The organism is Lacrimispora sanguinis (assembly GCF_044987295.1).
In the GTDB taxonomy this organism is placed as follows: domain Bacteria; phylum Bacillota; class Clostridia; order Lachnospirales; family Lachnospiraceae; genus Lacrimispora; species Lacrimispora celerecrescens_B.
Window position 1 is genome coordinate 4264737 of the sequence record NZ_CP173277.1, and the last position, 17819, is coordinate 4282555.

Consider the following 17819-nt stretch of genomic DNA (forward strand, 5'->3'; position numbering starts at 1 on the left):
GGGCTTGTAATGAAAAAGGAAGGCTGGGAAGAGGAAGCGGTACAGCTTTTAAAGGATTTGATGGAAATCAGGACAGTAAACGGAAAAGATGGAGAGAAACCGGCTGCGGAATATATCTGTCAATACTTAAACAGCCGTGGGGTGAAGGCCTTTGTCCAGGATATCGGAGAGGGAAGGGGAAACGTAATTGCCCTGCTCCCTGGAGAGGATACGGACAAGGGAATGATCTGGAATGGACATCTTGATACGGTGGACTACGGTCAGCTTGAGAGCTGGGAGCGTTCACCATGGACTCCTGTGATCCATAACGGTTTCCTCTTTGGCCGGGGAGCCAGTGACATGAAGAGCGGACTGGCTGCCATGGTATATGTTCTCGGAATGCTGGGGGAGGCTGGAAGAAAGCCCAAAACCTCCATCCAGTTTCTTGGGACATGTGACGAAGAGCGGGGAGGAACCGGAGCAAAGGCTATCATTTCCGGCGGACATATGATGGAAGCATCCACGTTACTGATCGGAGAACCTACAAGCTGTACCGTGGGGATCGGACAAAAAGGCTGTATCTGGCTGGAATTAGAAGTAAGGGGTAAGACCAGCCACGGGGCATATCCGGAAGAAGGCTGCAATGCTGTCACGTGTGCATATGAAGCGGCCGAGCGACTGGGAGACTGGATCTGTGGTCATGACCATCAGGTACTTGGAAATGCCACCGCACAGATTACAGAAATCCGGGGAGGGATACAACCTAACATGACACCGGATCTGTGCACTGTTTTAATGGATATCCGAACCGTGCCGGGACTTACATATGAAAAGATTCTCTGCCAGCTGGAGACAGTTTTTCAGGACATCAGCCGGAAATCCGGAGGAATTCCCAGTCTGAATACTTCAATTAAGAATCATAGAATAAGCATTGAAGCGGACAAGTATTCCTGGGGAGTTTCCCGGTTGGTAAAGAGTATGGAGGCTGTGGGAATTAAGGAAGCTTATTCAGGAATCTCTTATTTTACAGATGCCTCCATACTGGCAGAAGGAAAAGAAGGGATGACGACTGTCTTATTTGGACCAGGTTCGGCAGATATGGCACACAAGCCCAATGAATGTGTACGCATCGCAGATTACCTTATGGCAGTACAGGCATTGACAAATATGGCAGCAGCGAGGATTGAGGATGAGAGCGACAATTAAGGACATTGCGAATGACACAGGACTTTCTGTGACGACGGTATCTCTGGTATTAAATGGGAAAGCCCATAAGATACCGGAGGATACAAAAAAACGGATTATGGAATCGGCACAGAAGCTTAACTATCGGCCGAACCAGCTGGCAGTCAGTCTGGTTAAAAAGAGAAGCAAAACCATAGGCCTAATTATTCCTGACATCGGAAATGTCTTTTACGCCCATATGGTAAAGGGAATTGAGGAGTGCTGCAGGGAGTTTGGCAGAACGCTGATCTTGTGCAACACCAACGATCTCCATGAGAGGGACATGGAATATATCCATCTTCTGGCCGACCAGGGCGTAGACGGAATCATCTATGTCATGGCCAGAGAAAGTGATGAGACAGCCGGTAAAGAATCGGTTCGTTTATTGGAACAGCTTCAGCTGCCGTTTGTGCTTTTGGACCGCTATCTTACGGATGCGGACTGCGCTGAAATAATCCTGGATCATGAGCTTGGAGGGTACCTGGCAGCGAGACATCTGACAGAGCTTGGCCATAAGAAGATCGCCTGTGTAACAGGTCCTGCAAATCTGGCGGATTCAGAAAGAAGATTAAAAGGATATGCCCGCGCTCTGCAGGAATTTCATATTCCTTTTGATAAAAAACTGGTTTATGAAGGCGATTATACCATGGAATGCGGGGAACGCGCCGTAACAGAGCTGATGCAGTATGGATTTACGGCGGTATTTGCCTGCAACGACCTATCTGCTTTTGGAGTGTATAGGCAGCTGTCCAAATATCATAAGAAAGTACCTGAAGATATATCGGTGGTAGGATATGATGATGTTTTGTATGCGGATATGATGGCAATTCCTCTTACAACGGTCAGACAGCCGGTATATGAGATGGGAGTGGAGTCAGTCAAACGGTTGATTTCTCAGATAAAGAAGAAAAAAGTAGAAAAAAGACAAGCGGTATTTGAACCGAAATTGATAATAAGAAGCAGTACAATGGGAATTGGACAGGAGTGCAATATATGAAAATATTGAATTTTGGTTCTTTGAATATTGATTATGTTTACCAGATGGATCATTTTGTCAGAGAGGGAGAAACCATATCCTCTGATTCTTTGGAGATATTTTGCGGAGGAAAAGGCCTCAATCAGTCTCTGGCACTGAGCAAAAGCGGCGTCAAAGTCTGGCATGCAGGAGCGGTTGGGGAACTGGATGGCGAAATATTGACCCAGCAGCTGGAGCAATTTGGCATAGACACAAAGAATATCAAGCGGGTAAAGAATAAGACAGGTCACGCCATAATTCAAAAGAATCAAGCAGGACAAAATGGCATTCTTTTGTATGGTGGAGCGAATCAGGAAATAACAAAGAATCAAGTGGACCAAGTTTTAAATGAGTTTGGAAAAGGAGATTTTCTCATTCTTCAAAACGAAATTAACGAAGTTGGATATATTATGGAGCAGGCATACGGGAAAGGAATGAGAATCGTTTTGAATCCATCCCCTATGAACCGTAAAATATGGAGTTATCCTCTTCATTATGTGGAGTTTTTTATACTGAATGAAATTGAAGCAGGGGATATCTGCCAAAAGTCCGGAAGCGGCAGAGAACTTTTAGATCAGTTGACCGAAAAATTCCCCAATGCAAAGATTCTTTTGACGCTGGGGCAGGATGGTTCTTTATACAAAGACGGCGATCAGGTGTATGAACAGGAAATTTATCGGGTAAAGGTGGTTGATACTACCGGGGCTGGAGATACGTTTACCGGATATTTTATTGGCGGACTTGCTCTGGGAGAAACTCCCGGACAGGCGTTGGATCATGCGGCAAAGGCAGCTTCCATTGCAGTATCCAGAGCTGGTGCTGCACCATCGATTCCTACGAGGGATGAAGTATTAAATGGATATTGAGGCTCAAAGTAAAAAGAGGAAGCACCCGGGAGAATGGATCCCAGGGCTTCCTTTTCTGCTACGAAGCTGTCTCTCGGTTCAGTTCCCGGATCTCACGAACACGCAAAAGAACAGGAAGTAAAGCCCCGGCTGCAATCAAACTGAACAAATTTTGCACAAGATTGAACGGAACATTAGAAATGGCAGCAGGCCAGCTATAAACTGCAAGTTCAAATATGAAATAGCCGCCTGTGACTACTGCGCTGCATACCACGCCGGCGGTTAAAAAAGGCAGTACGCGAAATCCTACTGACCGGCTCCGGGAACGCAGATGTTTGTACAAATATCCACCTGCAAATGCCGCCAATGCTTTAATGATTAAGGTAGCTGGTGCGTAAAAAGCGTATCCGGACAGCAGGTCAGCCATCATAGAGCCTATCCCTCCTGCGGCAGCACCGGCCATAGGTCCTAAGAGCATGCCGCTTATTAATACCATACCGTCTCCCAGGTGGATATAACCGCTGAATGCAGATGGTATATGTATTACCATAGTAGCTGCAGTGGTAAGGGCTGCCATCAAAGCGCTGAAAACGATTTTTTTCGTTCTGTTGTTGTTCATGTTTTCTCCTCTCTCGCAGATCATATTGTTTATATTACACCTATCATATAGAAAAACTGGCATTTTATAAATATCCAATTTGAATAAAATTATACATACCAGTTTTGCTGTAGCAATTTAAGATATTTAATGAAGAAGATACACTCGAAAGGAAAAGGGCATTTTTGGCATAGCGGAACATTTCTCTTTCATTTATAATCAAATCACCACGTGGGAAATAAAAATAAAGGAAGCGGTCAGGATGGAAAAGGAGAATTGGGTATTGGCATGCGCGGTCTATATAGACGAACACTTAAAAGAAGAACTGTCTGTGGAACGCATATCTGCATGGGCAGGATATTCTCCCTGGTATTTTTCAAGACGTTTTAAGGCACAAATGGGAGTTTCTCCCATGGAGTACGTAAAACAGCGGCGTCTCTTTGCAGCGGCCGGAGAAATCCGCAGGGGAAAGAGGATCATAGATGTAGCCTTGGATTATGGCTGGGAGACTCACAGCGGCTTTACCAAAGCTTTTTGCGGCCGGTTCGGGTATGCCCCTGTTCTCTTAAGAGCAATCTACATTTGTGATGCTTCTATGGAAGGAGAACGAGAGCATATGGAATTATATTTAAAGACAATGGAGACTTATAAAAAAACGGAGGAGCTGTGGGAAATTCTTTGCCAGACGCTTAGAGAAAATAAAACAGAACATGACCAGGAGAATTTAATAAGAATCTATGAACTGGCATCGTCTTGTCACAAGGGACAGAAACGGTATTCGGGGGAAGACTATATCACTCACTCTTTAAATGTTGCTTTGATTCTTGCAGATATGGGGGCCGATGAGGAGACCGTATGTGCCGGACTTATGCACGATGCCGAGTCGGGTATCTGGGAAGAAGAGTTGAAGGGAGAAGTAACTGGAGAGAGGATTCTGAATGTCCTGCTGGCATACCGGGAATTTGAAGGCAGATATGAAAGTCACGATGAGAGAGGGGCATTAATTGCTCTGGCTGACCGGCTCCACAATATGCGCACAATAGAATTTGTCGATCCATCAACCTGGAAAAGGCGAGCGGAAGATACGATGAAAATATTTTCTCCCATAGCAGAAAAATGTGGAGATATCAGGCTTCGGTCAGAGCTCGATGAGCTTTCCATGAAATTCCTCTGAATACAGACTGTTTGATAAACTTGTTGTTTTTTTATAGAAAGCCTTATATAATAATGGAAAATAAAATGCGGTTGGAAAGGCGGTTCAATGTTATGATACAGGACTTTACAATTCACACATTCCTTGAAAAGTTATCCTCAAAAAGCCCAACGCCGGGCGGTGGCGGAGCAGCAGGTCTTGGCGGTGCCATAGGAGCGGCCTTAGGAGAAATGGTGGTGAACTTAACACTTGGCAAGAAGAAGTATGCCGACGTGGAAGAAGAAATGCAGTCAATCCTTGAAAAGCTGGAAGCTTTAAAAAGCGAATTTTTAAGGCTTGCGGATGAAGACGAAGTTGTATTTGTACCTTTAGCGGCTGCATACGGCCTTCCCTCCGGCACCGAGGAAGAGAAGCTGCATAAATCTGAAATCCTGGAAATCCACCTTCTGGCAGCCACTCTGGTTCCTCTCATGGTCATGGAGCGTTCTATGGAAACTCTTGATATCATGGAGTTCCTGGCGGAGAAGGGAAGCCGCCTGGCTGTCAGTGATGTAGGCGTGGGAGTCCAGTTTATCCGCTCCGCTCTGCTGGGAGCAAAGATGAATGTTTCCATCAATACAAAAGCCATGAAGGAGCGGGAAAAGGCCGGAGAGCTTCTGGTTCAGGCGGATCATCTGGCAGAAGAAGGAATCAGAAAGGCAGATGCCATCTATGCGAAGGTGGAAGCTGCATTAAAGGCATAATAAGGAGGAGGAAAACAGACGTGATAACCTTAAAGGGTGCAGCCGTATCTGCAAAAATCAAGGAACAGGTAGAAACACTTTTGACTGGTTTAAAGGGAAAAACTCCAAAGCTTGCCATTGTGCGGGTAGGAGAACGGCCAGATGACTTATCCTACGAGCGGGGAGCTTTAAAGAAGATGGAAAGCTTCGGCCTGATGGGAGAAAGCTTTGCATTTCCTCAGGACATCACTGATGAAGCATTTAAGGAAGAATTTGCAAAAATCAATGAAAACCCGGATATCGATGGCATCCTTCTTCTTCGTCCCCTGCCAAAGCAGATAAAGGAAAAGGATATTGAGCATATGATTGACCCGGGAAAAGATTTGGATGGCATATCACCAGAAAATATTGCCAGGGTATTTGCCGGGGACGATACCGGATTTGCACCCTGCACAGCGGAAGCGGTGGTGGAAGTTCTGAAAGCCAATGATATTTCCCTGACAGGCAAAAGAGTAGCCATTGTGGGCAGAAGCATGGTAGTTGGCCGTCCTTTATCCATGCTGATGCTGAAAGAGAACGCTACGGTTACCATCTGTCACACTCGTACAGAAGATTTAAAGGAAACCTGTAAAAATGCTCAGATCCTTGTGGCTGCTGCCGGACGTGCAAGGATGGTGGATGCATCTTTTGTAGGAACGGATGCCATTGTGGTTGATGTAGGAATCAATGTGGACGAAGACGGAAAACTTTGCGGAGATGTGGATTTTGACTCCTTAGAAGGAACCGCCTCCATGGCAACTCCAGTACCGGGAGGAGTAGGAGCGGTAACAACGGCTGTGCTGGCTAGGCATTTGGTAATGGCAGCACTCAAAAAATAAAATAGGAAAGTTCGTGGGTAGACTGTAACCTAAAGTGAAGACACAGAAAATGTGTTGTGAGCTATTAAGGTTACAGTTTACTTTTTTTGCGTAAAACAAGAAAACAGAGGCTCAATGGCCTCTGTTCATTTATCCGTTTAAAGCCTGCCGCTTCACCTGTCCGATAGCTCCCAGTACTGGTGGGAAATACAGGACTAATACGGTTAATACCAACTCTGGCAGGATATAAGTGGCATTATAACCCAGAGTATAAACCAATGGGGGTATGCCCTCCGGTGTATAGGATGCAAAGAATATATAACCGGAGATAACATGGAATAAGTACCGACCCGTAACGCCCACAATATATCCGGCTACAAGACCGTGCTTTTTATTACTGAACAGACCGGAAAGCCCCAAAGCACCGAATGCCAAGGGATAGTCAAGAAGAACCTGGATCGGAGCGAATATATAGGGATTCGTGATAAACTGTAAAATTCCGTAGGCTACACCGGTCGTGATCCCGGCCTTTACACCGTAAACATAACCGATGAGGCAGATGAACATCATGGAAAACAGAGTGACGGAACCGCCAAAAGGAAGGGAAGCTACTTTGATAAAGGAAGTTACCGTTGCAAGCGCCATCGCGCCTGCGCAGTAAACCAGCTGGCGGGTCTGCAGCTTTTGAGATTTAGAAGACGATCTGCCAAGAAGATGCAGGGCAAAAAAGATTGCAGCAAATAGAACAATCACCAGCAAGTATCCTGCCGGCTTTAATAAATACTCTTCACTTTCCGCAGAGTAAGTTAGAAAAAATGACATAAAAAATCCTCCTTTGTGTGCGCAGGAGGGGACTACTATTGCTTCCTTACGCCGGCATTATCCGGTTCAAGTAGTGAGGGTTTGGTTTCTACCAATCTCAGCCAATGGCTCCCCTAGCGTGTGTAATTTATACAATTTTGCTGTGAGTATAGCGCAAATACACAGGCTTGTCAAGCCTTATCAAGTCATGTTTTTGCATGTCTGATCCATAACCAAATTGTAAATTCAGTATAAAAATGCAAATTAAGCACAACCTAGTAAAAGCAGTAAAGTTGAAATAAGGTCCGCTTGATTTATTATTAACAAATTGGAGATACGGAGGTTGTTTTCATGACAGGCTTTATTATTGCTCTTATATCCGGAGCGCTTATGAGCATACAGGGAGTTTTTAACACGGGAGTGACAAAGCAGACCAGCATGTGGGTTTCTACAGGCTGGGTACAGCTGACTGCATTTTTGACCTGCCTCATTCTGTGGTATTTTTCCGGCAGGGAGAACATTACCGGTCTATTTGACGTACAGCCAAAGTACTTATTGATTGGCGGAGTTTTGGGTGCATTCATTACCTATACCGTAGTTAGGAGTATGGGAACCCTGGGGCCGGCCAAAGCGGCTCTGATTATTGTAATTTCCCAGATCATTGTTGCCTACGCCATCGAGTTGTTTGGCTTGTTCGGAGTAGAAAAGGTAGGATTTGAATGGAAGAAGCTGATCGGCGCGGTTGTTGCCATTATCGGAATCATGATATTTAATTAATTTGGAAATAGTGCTTGTATTTACTTATTTCTTTAGGTAGAATAGTAACATAGGCTGAAGATGGTATCCTTTTTTGGAGATTTTTGTAAGAGGAGGGATATCATGGATTACAAGAAAGTTAAAATCATCCTTATCGCCCTGTGTGTCTTAGGGGCGGGTGTTTGTTACGGCTTGAGCAGAAGCCAGGAGGTTCGCAGGCCAGGGATTTCTCTGTCAGAGGAATCAGCTTTATCTTCCAGGGAAACGGTTACCGGAATTGGAGCAGGTGATGGCCCGGCGGCTTTAACGGCAGAAGAGGACAGTTTAGGAAGTGCAGGAGAGGAAACGGCCCTGCCTTTCTATGTACATATCTGCGGAGAAGTTATTTCTCCCGGTGTTTATGAGCTTAAAGAAGGAAGCCGGGTTTTTCAGGCAATCGAGAAAGCAGGCGGAGTCACAGACCAGGCTGCGGCAGAATATTTAAATATGGCGGAGCAGGTCAAGGACGGCATGAAGATCGTGGTCCCTGGCAAGGAAGAGGTGGAAGCGGCGAAGGCCAGGGGAGAGATATCCCTACAGGCAGAGGCTTCATCCAACGTACAAAAAACCAAGGTGAATTTAAATACAGCCACCAAAGAGGAACTGATGACCCTGCGGGGAGTCGGAGAAGCTAAGGCAGCTGATATCCTTAAGTATCGGGAGAGCCAAGGCGGATTTCAGAAGATCGAGGATATTATGAAGATATCCGGCATCAAAGATGCGGCGTTTCAGAAAATAAAAGATGATATAACGGTTTGAAATAGAGGATAGAGGTGTAGTATGGCAAGCGTTTTAGTAGTTGATGATGAAAAACTCATCGTAAAAGGAATGAGATTCAGTCTGGAACAGGACGGTATGGAAGTGGACTGTGCCTATGACGGAGAGGAAGCCATTAATCTGGCAAAGCAGAAAGAGTATGATGTGGTCCTGTTGGATGTCATGCTTCCCAAATACGACGGATACGAAGTGTGTCAGGCCATCCGGGAATTTTCCGAGATGCCTATTATCATGCTTACAGCAAAAGGCAATGATATGGATAAGATCCTGGGCCTGGAATACGGTGCCGACGATTATATCACAAAGCCTTTTAATATTCTTGAGGTAAAGGCCAGGATTAAGGCTATCCTGCGCCGGAATTCAAAGAAGAACAAGCGGGATAACCAGGAAGACAGCCAGGTGATAAAAGAAGGCGATTTAAAGCTGGACCGGGACAGCAGGAGAGTGTTTATTGCTGAGAAAGAGATTAATTTAACTGCAAAGGAATTTGATCTTTTGGAACTTCTTACCTGCAATCCGGGTAAGGTTTACAGCAGGGAACAGCTTCTTACTTACGTATGGGGAAATAAAGCCATGGATACGGGGGATGTACGGACGGTAGACGTTCATGTAAGGCGTCTGCGGGAGAAAATTGAACCCAGTCCCAGCGATCCTAAATATGTGCATACCAAGTGGGGCGTAGGATATTATTTCCGCGTCTAGTAAAAAAAGAGGAGGATTTCTGACGGGTGACCGGGGAAATCCGCCTTTTCTTTAAATTTTGGGAAGAAAATTCCATAGATTAGAATCAATTTTGGAAACGGGGAAACGATAAGATGGATTACAGCATCAGAAGAGTAAAGAAAGAAGATTTGGACCGGGTCGTGGAAGTGGAGGCTCTTTGCTTTCCGCCGGAAGAGGCGGCAGGGAGGGAATCCATAAGGCAGAGAATCGATCAATTTCCTGAAAGCTTCCTTGTGGCAGAGCATTCTGACGGGACAATCATCGGTTTTATAAATGGCTGTGTTACAAATGGGAATACGATCTGTGACGAAATGTTTGAGAAAGCAGATTTTCATAATCCAGATGGCGCTTACCAAAGCGTGTTTGGACTTGATGTGATAAAAGAATGGCGGGGCCGGGGTGTTGCCGCTGCTCTTATGAAACGTTTTATTGAAGAAGCAGGGAAAAATGGCAGGAAAGGAATGATACTTACCTGCAAGGACAGGCTGATTCACTATTACGAAAAATTCGGATACAGGAACATGGGAGTGTCCGGATCTGTGCACGGAGGAGCCGTCTGGTATGACATGCGGCTTGATTTTATAGATACAGGGAAGTGAGGCACCGTCAATATGAAGAAAAGCCCCCAGGGAGAGCGGTGGAGACGGCTTGACAATACGGCAAAGATATTTCCGGTCATAGCAAGTGAGAATTTAAGCAATGTATTCAGGATTTCCGCAGTTTTAAAGGATGAGGTGGATCCGGGCACCCTGCAGCGGGCACTGGAAGAGATCCTTCCTCAGTTTGAGGGATTTTCGGTGAGGCTGCGTAGGGGATTTTTCTGGTATTATTTTGAGGACAATAAGAGGATGCCGGTCATTGAACGGGAAACGACTTACCCCTGCAAATTCATTGATCCTCACAGCAATCAGCTTTATTTGTTCCGGGTCACATATTTTGACAGGCGGATCAATCTGGAAGTGTTCCATGCGGTTACAGACGGCCTGGGAGCGGTGAACTTTTTAAAGGCCCTTGTTTACCGGTATCTGGATATTAAACGAAATTCCAGAACCGGTCATCGGACGTCTCAGAAGATATCATCAAATGTATCCATGAATGTGGAGGACAGTTACGTCCGTCATTATAAAAAGACCGAAAAGCGCAAATACAGCACCAGAAAAGCTTATCATCTGGCAGGAGAAGCCCTTCCTCTTGATGAGGAAAATGTTCTTCACGGTTATGTGGACTTAAAGATGCTTAAGACGGTTGCCAAAAGCTATGGGGTCAGCATCACCAGATTTTTGACGGCGGCCCTGATCTGGGCGATCTATCAGGAATATCTTGGTGGGAAGCCTTGTGAGGAATCCATCGGCATCAGCATTCCCATTAATTTGCGGACCTTTTTCGGCTCGGAGACGACCGCTAATTTTTTTGCTGTGACGCTTATTGATTTTTTATCCACCAGTGAGGAGCATACATTTACTGAGGTACTGGAAGCAGTAAGCAGCCAAATGGATTCAAAGATCACAAAGGAAAAGATGGAGCAAATCATTTCCTATAATGTTTCCAATGAAAAGAAGTGGTATCTGCGGGCCGCTCCCCTTTTTGTAAAATGGTGTGCGTTAAACCTGGTTTTCCGGAACAACGAGAAAGCCTACACCATGACACTTTCTAATATCGGTCCGATTGATATTGAAGAGGATTACAGGAAGGAAATCGAGCGGTTTACCATAATGATCGGAGTTTCCAAAAGACAGCCCATGAAATGTGCGGTCTGTTCCTATGGAGAAGAGGTCATTGTGACCTTTACTTCCGTATTTCAGGACACCAGGCTTCAGGATCGTTTTTTCGGTTTTCTTAGAGAGATGAAGATTCCGGTAAGTCTTGAGAGCAACGGCGTTCCGGATCGCCGGGATGATATGGGAAGGTATCCTCAAATCCGGTATGACCAGAAACGGCTTAAGAAGCTGGCAGCCATTTTTTATGGATTGTTGTTTTTTGTGGGGGCTATTTTAGGGGTTATTAATTATGCCACCTATTCCGGCTCTTTGTGGTCCATCATTGCAATCGGACTTATGGCCTATACGGCTCTTACGGTCGAATATTCCATTCTGCGCCATGCGAATCTGGCATCTAAGATCCTTATGCAGACGGTAGCTGCGCAGGTACTTTTAGTGGCTCTGGACCATTCGACGGGTTATAATGGCTGGTCAGTGAATTACGGAATTCCGAGCACCATTTTGTTTGCGGATCTATCAGTGGTTTTTTTGATACTGGTAAACCGGATGAACTGGCAGAGTTATTTTATGTATCAGATTGCTATTACAGTATTTAGCTTTATTCCTTTGATTTTATGGGCGGCCGGTCTTCTAACCAGGCCGTTTCTGGCCCTGTTCACTGTAACAGTGACGGTGATCATTCTTGCCGTTACCATTGTGCTTGGAGATAGAAGTGTGAAAACGGAACTGAAAAGGCGGTTTCATGTATAAAAAAGACGCCGGAAAAGGAGGGAGTTGTTGATGAGTCAAAGAAAAGTGAGCATAAGAGGAAATCTTGTAAGGGAAATGATGCAGAATGTAATGGAAACTTCTCTGAAACAGCCTATCCGGACCGGAGAACTGAGGAAAAATCCGGTGGAGCCTGCCTGGGTCCGCCCTGCAGGTTATGAATATGAAATTATAGAGCTGGAACATTTGAAAATGGAATATCTGCGTCCTGTGGGAGTGGTAACGGATCGGGTGATCTTACAGCTTCACGGCGGCGGATACATCGGGCCGATGAAGAACATTTACCGGAGATTTGCGGTCCGCTATTCCAAGCTGAGCTATGGAGGGGACGTTCTGACCCTTGACTACCGGGTGGCCCCGGAATATCCATTTCCGGCTGCTTTGGATGATGCAGTGGCAGCTTATCAATGGCTTATAGAAGAAAAAGGATACCGGCCGGAGCATATTGTGGTGGCCGGAGATTCTGCAGGAGGCGGATTAAGCCTGGCCTTAGGACTGTATCTGAAAGATCATGGAATTGCCCTTCCCGGAGGTTTTATCACCATGTCTGCCTGGACAGATTTAACTAACAGCGGGGAAAGCCATGTATCCAATTACGACATCGATCCGTTGTTTGGAAATTCTACAGATAATATGCTTTACAATTCAGAATATATCGGCGGAGAGGACCCTCACCTTCCTTATATTTCTCCGGTATTTGGGGAATATGGGGGTTTTCCACCTGTTCTTATGCAGGTTGGCAGCTATGAAGTGCTTCTTAGCGATACGCTGACTGTTGCTGACAAGTTAAAAAATGCAGGCGTGAAGCGGCAGGTTTCCGTTTATGAGGGAATGTTTCATGTATTTCAGATGGGACTGGACTTGATTCCCGAGAGCCGGGAAGCATGGGACGAGGTGGAGTCGTTTTTGCGGATCATTTTTCATATCAATGTCAAACCCGATGGAAAAGTGGTGCGGAAGGTGAAAACAAAGCACGCAAAGTCGGCAAGAGATATGGCTAAGCTTCTCATTGCCATGATGAAGAAAGAACTTGACACATAAAGGAGATACCAATGAAGATTACTTTGGTAACTGTTGGAAAAATAAAGGAGAAGTTTTATACAGATGCCATTGGGGAATACAGCAAACGCTTGAGCCGCTACTGCAAACTGGATATTGTACAGGTGGCTGATGAGAAAACACCAGACTCGGCCAGTGAGGCAGTTGAAAGACAGATAAAGGATAAAGAAGGGGAAAGAATCCTTTCTTCTATTAAAGACGGGGCTTATGTGATCGCGTTGGCCATTGACGGGGAAATGCTGGATTCGGTTGAACTGTCTGAGAAAATAAATGGGCTTGGAATCGGAGGAGTGAGCCAGATCGTATTTGTGATCGGGGGCTCTCTGGGACTTTCTGATGCTGTCTTAAGGCGGGCAGATTATAAGCTGAGCTTTTCTAAGATGACATTTCCGCATCAGCTGATGAGAGTTGTTTTACTGGAGCAGATTTACCGGAGCTATCGGATTATTAGTGGGGAGCCGTACCATAAATAAGCGGAGAAATTCGGAATGGATATGTAATTGATAAAGGAAAGAATTGGATTAAAAATCCTGTCAGAGCTTTTAACAGCTTTGATGGGATTTTTTGTTGCCCAACTTCTGGACAGGCGATAGATTATGATAGATTGGAAGAGATAGGGGAATTTACGTTCATAAATGTGAGGAATACCAGGCCATGATAAGAAAATCCGGGGTTGCCAATAGCAGGCAACCCCGGATTTTTTCTTTATGCCTAACGCACATTCTAGTAAGTCGCTAACATGATATTACTAAATTTCCATGAGGCAAGGCCCCCAACTTACATCTCACTCAATTCTGCCAAATCTTCCGTCCATTTCCGATAAACAACCAAAAGCCTTTCATACAACACATTGGCTTCCTTATCCGGAAGCAGGATATCTTCCGTCTGATGGATTTCCGTAATGCGGTCATATCCTTCCCACAGTCCGCACCCATTAGCCGCCAGTGCAGCAGCACCCAGAGAAGCGGCATTCTGGTCAATGTTGGTTTTTAAAACAGGCAGATTATAAACATCTGCAAAAATCTGCCGCCATACCGCACTTTTGCTCCCGCCCCCGCAGATCAGCATTTCTCCGTTTATGGAGGTCTTAGTCAGCAGGATATCAAGGGTACAGCGCAGGGCCATGGCAATGCCCTCCATGGATGCACGCACCAGATCTTCCCGGGTATTGTGAAGGGCCAATCCCATAAATCCGCCCCGAAGGCCGGAGGACGGCTCCTGGGCGCTTCCGCCTGCCAGGGAGGGATTAAACAGCACCCCATTGCTTCCGGCAGGGACACGTTCTGCCATCCGGTTCATGGCATCGTATGTATCCGTATCATCTGTAAAATCCCGGCAAAGGTTATCCCGGATCCAGCGGAAAGAGTTTCCGGCGGAGAAAATGGATACCGCGGAAGTATAATATCCTTTCTTTGCATGGGCAAATACAAAAGGCCTGGTTACCGGATCCACAACTGGTTTGGAAGAGGTAACGGCAATCCAGCTGGAAGATCCCAGGGACGTATACGCCACCCCTTCCGCCAGTCCCCTGGCGCCAAGGGCCATGCAGGTGTTATCCACTGCCCCGCAGGCAACCGGGGTTCCTTCCGCCAGGCCGGTCATCTGTGCCGCAGTCTGTGTAACCCTCCCGATGATGGAGTCGCTAGGCCGGATTTCCGGGAATATATCCGGACTGATACCTGCAGCATTCATAAACCTGGGTTCATAATCCCATGCAGTAAGATTGAATACGCCAAATCCCGACGCATAGGAGGGGTCCGTACACATGGTTCCGGTCAGCATATAGTTGATAAAGTCCTTGGAGCCCAGAATTTTGTAAACCCTGGAGTACAGTTCTGGCTGGTGCTTTTTCATCCACATCAATTTGGTAACTGTGTAGCATTCCGCCGGATCTCCATTTCCGGTGGTAAGATACCACTGGTCATAGTCCAGATCCTTAAATAACTCCACTGCTTCTTCCTCTGCCCGCATGTCGCACCAGATGGGCACCTGGTCCGCCAGCAGAGTTCCATTCCTGTCAAGAGGCACTGCCACCAGACTGTGGCCCGACAGGGCGACACCGGCGATATCCGCTGCATCAGATTCTGATTTGTCAAGAAGCTGCCTTGTTGCCTGACAGACATGATTCCACCAATCCATTGGGCGCTGTTCCACAAAGCGTTCTTTGGGAAATAAGGTGTCATACTGAATAAATACATCTGCCAGTGATGCCCCGTTTTCAGAGAAAAGTGAGGCTTTGATGCCTCCGGTACCCAAATCATAAGCAATTAATTTTTTCATACAATTATTCCTTCTCCTGTTATGTAGAAATTAAAATGGCCGCTCCATTATAAAATGGAATATAGAAAATCGCTGGTTATGGTATCTGCAGGGTACAGCCCCACCTGTTCCCCTGCTTTTAACAGCAGGATCCGGTCACACATGCCGATAAGCTCTGAGAAATCCGAGGAGATCAGTATGATGGAAGCGTTCCGGGACAATAGGGCATTGTAAATATTATAAAGCTCGCTTCTGGACATTAAATCTAAGTAGCTGGAAGGCTCATCAAAAATATAAAGCCGGGCCTCCTGGTGGAGGGAGCGGGCGATGAGCATCTTCTGCAGCTCTCCCCGGCTTAGCTGCTCCACAGGAACGTGGCAGGAGACTTTCCGTATATTCAGACGGTCCATGAAATCCCGGGCATATAAATCCAGCTTCTGGCCGGAAACCATATGAAAGCGCGCAGCCTTCCGGACATTGGAGGCTGTGATGTTGAAGCTTAAATCCTTTCCCGTAAAAAGGGTCTGACTTCCGCAATCCCCCGGAAGGAAGCTGATGGCTCCGGAGCGTTCCAGCACAGGCGCATAATACATATGGCCGGAGGTGATTTCCCGTTCTTTGGAAATGGCCTGGATCAAGGTCGTGCGGCCGGAGCCTACGATCCCTGCGATTCCTAAAATTTCCCCTTCCTGTAGGGAAAAAGAAATGTCATGGAGATTTCCGCTTGAAATATGGTCTGCGGCAAGCAGCAGCTTTCCGGGCGTATGGGGCAGCTTTGGATAGGAAAAGTCCTTTTTAAATGACAGCACCCGTTTTACAAATGCCTCGTCTCCAAGTTCCTTTCTGGAATAGGACTCCGTGATCTCTCCCTGTTCCATGACGGAGACGCAGTCACAGTGCCGGATCACGGCCGGGTATTCGTGGGAAATAAGTATGACACAGATATTTTTCTTTTTTAATTCTGTCAGAAGATTCATGATCCTTCTGGTTTCGTGGTTGGTCAGGGAAGCGGAGAATTCGTCCATAATCAGAATTTTTGGGCGACATAAAAGAACCCTGCCGATCTGAAGCAGGCATTTCTCCCCTTGGGATAAGCGGTCCACAGGCTGGTTTAATTCTAAATCCAGCCCCAGCTCCTTAAGGATGGAGCGGCAGACGGCTTCCTTTTTTTCTTTTGCCGGGTAAAACAAACGCTTATGGAAAATAAGCTCTTCGATACCCAGCAGAAGGTTGTCCATAATGCTTTTGCCTGAAAAAAGCTGAAGGGATTCCTGAAGCATATAGATCCCGTTTCTTTGGGCGCTTGTTATGCTGTGGATATCCAGCTGCCTGCCGTCTATCAGGATTTTCCCGCCAACTCTGGGAACGATGCCCGCAAGAATCCTGGTAAGAGTAGTTTTCCCCTCGCCGTTGCTTCCAACAATCGCAGTGATATCTCCGGAAGCTGCCTGGAAGTTGATATGGCTTTCCGGAAATTGCTTTGCACAGACATTTTCCATACGAATTACAAACTTATCCATAAACATTCCTCATGAAATTATATTAGCTTAAAGGTTTTAAATTATAGGAGGTGTATGCCCGTATTCCGTGTTCCATGTAGTACTGATGGTAATCCTGGGGAATCTTATTGTTGGTAACTATGGTAGAAATGCTGGTTAAATCCCCAAGACGGATAAAAGAACGCTGTTCAAACTTTTTGCTGTCCAGGCAGATGATTGCCTCATGGCAGCGGTCTGACACTGCCCTTATGATATCCACCACATTCATATCCGTAAGAGTATAGCCTCCTTCCATACTGGCTCCATCTACGGAAAAGAAAAACTTGCTTAAATAAATATGCTCCAGCTCCCGGTTTAAATCCTCCGGTATGGTATACATTCCGGAATTCTGCATCCGCCCGCCCAGAAACAGAAGCTGCACGGAAGCATTGCTTCCGAAAACATTGGCAACATAAAAATTGTTGGTCATTATATTTAAATTCTGCCGTTTGGACAGGGCCTTTGCAATATAGTAGCTGGTGGTGCCTGGGCCCAGGAAAATCCATTCCCGCTCCCGGACCAGTTGGGAAGCCACCAGTCCCAGCTCTTCCTTTTCCTTATCGTAAGGAATATTTAAGCCGTCCATCCGATCCGTATGAAGCTGCTCCTCTGGAAAGGCGGAGGCATTTAACGTAGCGCCTCCATGATTGCGGGTCAAAAAGCCACTTTTTTCCAGCTGCTCTAAATCGTTTCGAATTGTTACCTCTGTTACATTTAAAAGAGAGCTGAGAGTGGCAACGTCTATCTGTTTGCGCTCAAATATAATCTCTTTGATCCGCTGTATTCTTTCTGCTTTAAACATTTATGCCTCCTCCCGATAATAATTGTTTTCATTATTAAGATAGCATAAAAAACGAAAAAAATCAACAAAAAAAGAAAAAGATAAACGAAAATAATAAAAAATAAAAGCAAGAAAACAAAAGAAAATAGTTGAAAAACGAAAAAACGTATGTTATAATGACGAAAACGGGAAAGAAAAAGCGCATTT

18 protein-coding genes and 1 riboswitch are annotated in these 17819 nt (G+C 45.8%); of the genes, 13 read left to right on the forward strand and 5 right to left on the reverse strand.

Annotated features, from left to right (window positions below; all coding sequences use genetic code 11):
• Positions 1-9 precede the first annotated feature (9 nt).
• The 3 genes from ACHZES_RS19790 to ACHZES_RS19800 are packed head-to-tail and all read left to right on the forward strand — an operon-like array spanning position 10 to position 3084.
• A complete protein-coding gene (locus ACHZES_RS19790) occupies positions 10-1185 on the forward strand; it encodes a M20 family metallopeptidase (RefSeq protein WP_395546345.1) in 1176 nt (391 codons plus the stop codon).
• The gene (locus tag ACHZES_RS19795) at positions 1169-2200 is read left to right on the forward strand and encodes a LacI family DNA-binding transcriptional regulator (protein ID WP_395546346.1); all 1032 of its coding nucleotides are present in this window, start codon (positions 1169-1171) and stop codon (positions 2198-2200) included. The genes ACHZES_RS19790 and ACHZES_RS19795 overlap by 17 nt, the downstream gene beginning before the upstream one ends.
• Positions 2197-3084, forward strand: coding sequence for a ribokinase (locus ACHZES_RS19800; RefSeq protein ID WP_395546347.1), 888 nt, complete (start codon positions 2197-2199; stop codon positions 3082-3084). Before ACHZES_RS19795 ends, ACHZES_RS19800 begins: the two co-directional genes overlap by 4 nt.
• 58 nt (positions 3085-3142) lie before the next feature.
• On the opposite strand, the gene ACHZES_RS19805 is transcribed toward ACHZES_RS19800, so the two are convergent.
• Positions 3143-3682: an ECF transporter S component gene (locus tag ACHZES_RS19805; RefSeq protein ID WP_395546348.1), complete on the reverse strand. Its 540-nt coding sequence runs from the start codon at positions 3680-3682 to the stop codon at positions 3143-3145.
• A 241-nt stretch (positions 3683-3923) separates the two neighbouring features.
• On the opposite strand from ACHZES_RS19805, the gene ACHZES_RS19810 reads away from it, so the two are divergent.
• From ACHZES_RS19810 to ACHZES_RS19820, 3 genes are all read left to right on the forward strand, one after another.
• A complete protein-coding gene (locus ACHZES_RS19810) occupies positions 3924-4835 on the forward strand; it encodes an HD domain-containing protein (protein WP_395546349.1) in 912 nt (303 codons plus the stop codon).
• 92 nt (positions 4836-4927) lie between these two features.
• Positions 4928-5557, forward strand: a complete 630-nt coding sequence (locus ACHZES_RS19815) for a cyclodeaminase/cyclohydrolase family protein (protein ID WP_395546915.1) — start codon at positions 4928-4930, stop codon at positions 5555-5557.
• Positions 5558-5577: 20 nt separating this feature from the next.
• Positions 5578-6414 carry a bifunctional 5,10-methylenetetrahydrofolate dehydrogenase/5,10-methenyltetrahydrofolate cyclohydrolase gene (locus ACHZES_RS19820; protein WP_395546350.1) on the forward strand — a complete coding sequence of 279 codons (837 nt, stop codon included), beginning with the start codon at positions 5578-5580 and terminating at the stop codon, positions 6412-6414.
• A gap of 129 nt (positions 6415-6543) precedes the next feature.
• Here ACHZES_RS19820 and thiT read toward each other — a convergent pair whose 3' ends face one another.
• Positions 6544-7215: an energy-coupled thiamine transporter ThiT gene (gene thiT / locus ACHZES_RS19825; protein WP_154523096.1), complete on the reverse strand. Its 672-nt coding sequence runs from the start codon at positions 7213-7215 to the stop codon at positions 6544-6546.
• Positions 7216-7241: 26 nt separating this feature from the next.
• A riboswitch (TPP riboswitch) is annotated at positions 7242-7340 on the reverse strand.
• Positions 7341-7545: 205 nt separating this feature from the next.
• Between thiT and ACHZES_RS19830 the strand changes: the two genes are divergently transcribed.
• From ACHZES_RS19830 to rlmH, 7 genes are all read left to right on the forward strand, one after another.
• A complete protein-coding gene (locus tag ACHZES_RS19830) occupies positions 7546-7971 on the forward strand; it encodes a DMT family transporter (RefSeq protein WP_025234636.1) in 426 nt (141 codons plus the stop codon).
• Between the two features lie 102 nt (positions 7972-8073).
• Complete coding sequence (locus ACHZES_RS19835; RefSeq protein ID WP_395546351.1) at positions 8074-8748, forward strand: helix-hairpin-helix domain-containing protein; 675 nt, start codon at positions 8074-8076, stop codon at positions 8746-8748.
• Positions 8749-8769: 21 nt separating this feature from the next.
• Entirely contained in the window at positions 8770-9468 is a 699-nt protein-coding gene (locus ACHZES_RS19840; RefSeq protein WP_038277025.1) for a response regulator transcription factor, read from the forward strand.
• A gap of 113 nt (positions 9469-9581) precedes the next feature.
• Positions 9582-10088: a GNAT family N-acetyltransferase gene (locus ACHZES_RS19845; RefSeq protein WP_395546352.1), complete on the forward strand. Its 507-nt coding sequence runs from the start codon at positions 9582-9584 to the stop codon at positions 10086-10088.
• Positions 10089-10100: 12 nt separating this feature from the next.
• On the forward strand, positions 10101-11957 hold the full coding sequence (locus ACHZES_RS19850) for a DUF6320 domain-containing protein (RefSeq protein ID WP_395546353.1): 1857 nt from the start codon (positions 10101-10103) through the stop codon (positions 11955-11957).
• 30 nt (positions 11958-11987) lie between these two features.
• Entirely contained in the window at positions 11988-13016 is a 1029-nt protein-coding gene (locus ACHZES_RS19855) for an alpha/beta hydrolase (RefSeq protein WP_395546354.1), read from the forward strand.
• A gap of 11 nt (positions 13017-13027) precedes the next feature.
• Complete coding sequence (gene rlmH, locus ACHZES_RS19860; RefSeq protein ID WP_395546355.1) at positions 13028-13507, forward strand: 23S rRNA (pseudouridine(1915)-N(3))-methyltransferase RlmH; 480 nt, start codon at positions 13028-13030, stop codon at positions 13505-13507.
• 304 nt (positions 13508-13811) lie between these two features.
• Here rlmH and ACHZES_RS19865 read toward each other — a convergent pair whose 3' ends face one another.
• From ACHZES_RS19865 to ACHZES_RS19875, 3 genes are read right to left on the reverse strand one after another with little or no spacing between them, the layout of a single operon-like run.
• The gene (locus tag ACHZES_RS19865) at positions 13812-15314 is read right to left on the reverse strand and encodes an FGGY-family carbohydrate kinase (protein ID WP_395546356.1); all 1503 of its coding nucleotides are present in this window, start codon (positions 15312-15314) and stop codon (positions 13812-13814) included.
• 47 nt (positions 15315-15361) lie between these two features.
• Positions 15362-16813, reverse strand: a complete 1452-nt coding sequence (locus tag ACHZES_RS19870) for an ATP-binding cassette domain-containing protein (RefSeq protein WP_395546357.1) — start codon at positions 16811-16813, stop codon at positions 15362-15364.
• 22 nt (positions 16814-16835) lie between these two features.
• Positions 16836-17633 (reverse strand): DeoR/GlpR family DNA-binding transcription regulator, encoded by a 798-nt coding sequence (locus ACHZES_RS19875; RefSeq protein WP_025234626.1) that lies wholly within the window; start codon positions 17631-17633, stop codon positions 16836-16838.
• Positions 17634-17819 lie beyond the last annotated feature (186 nt).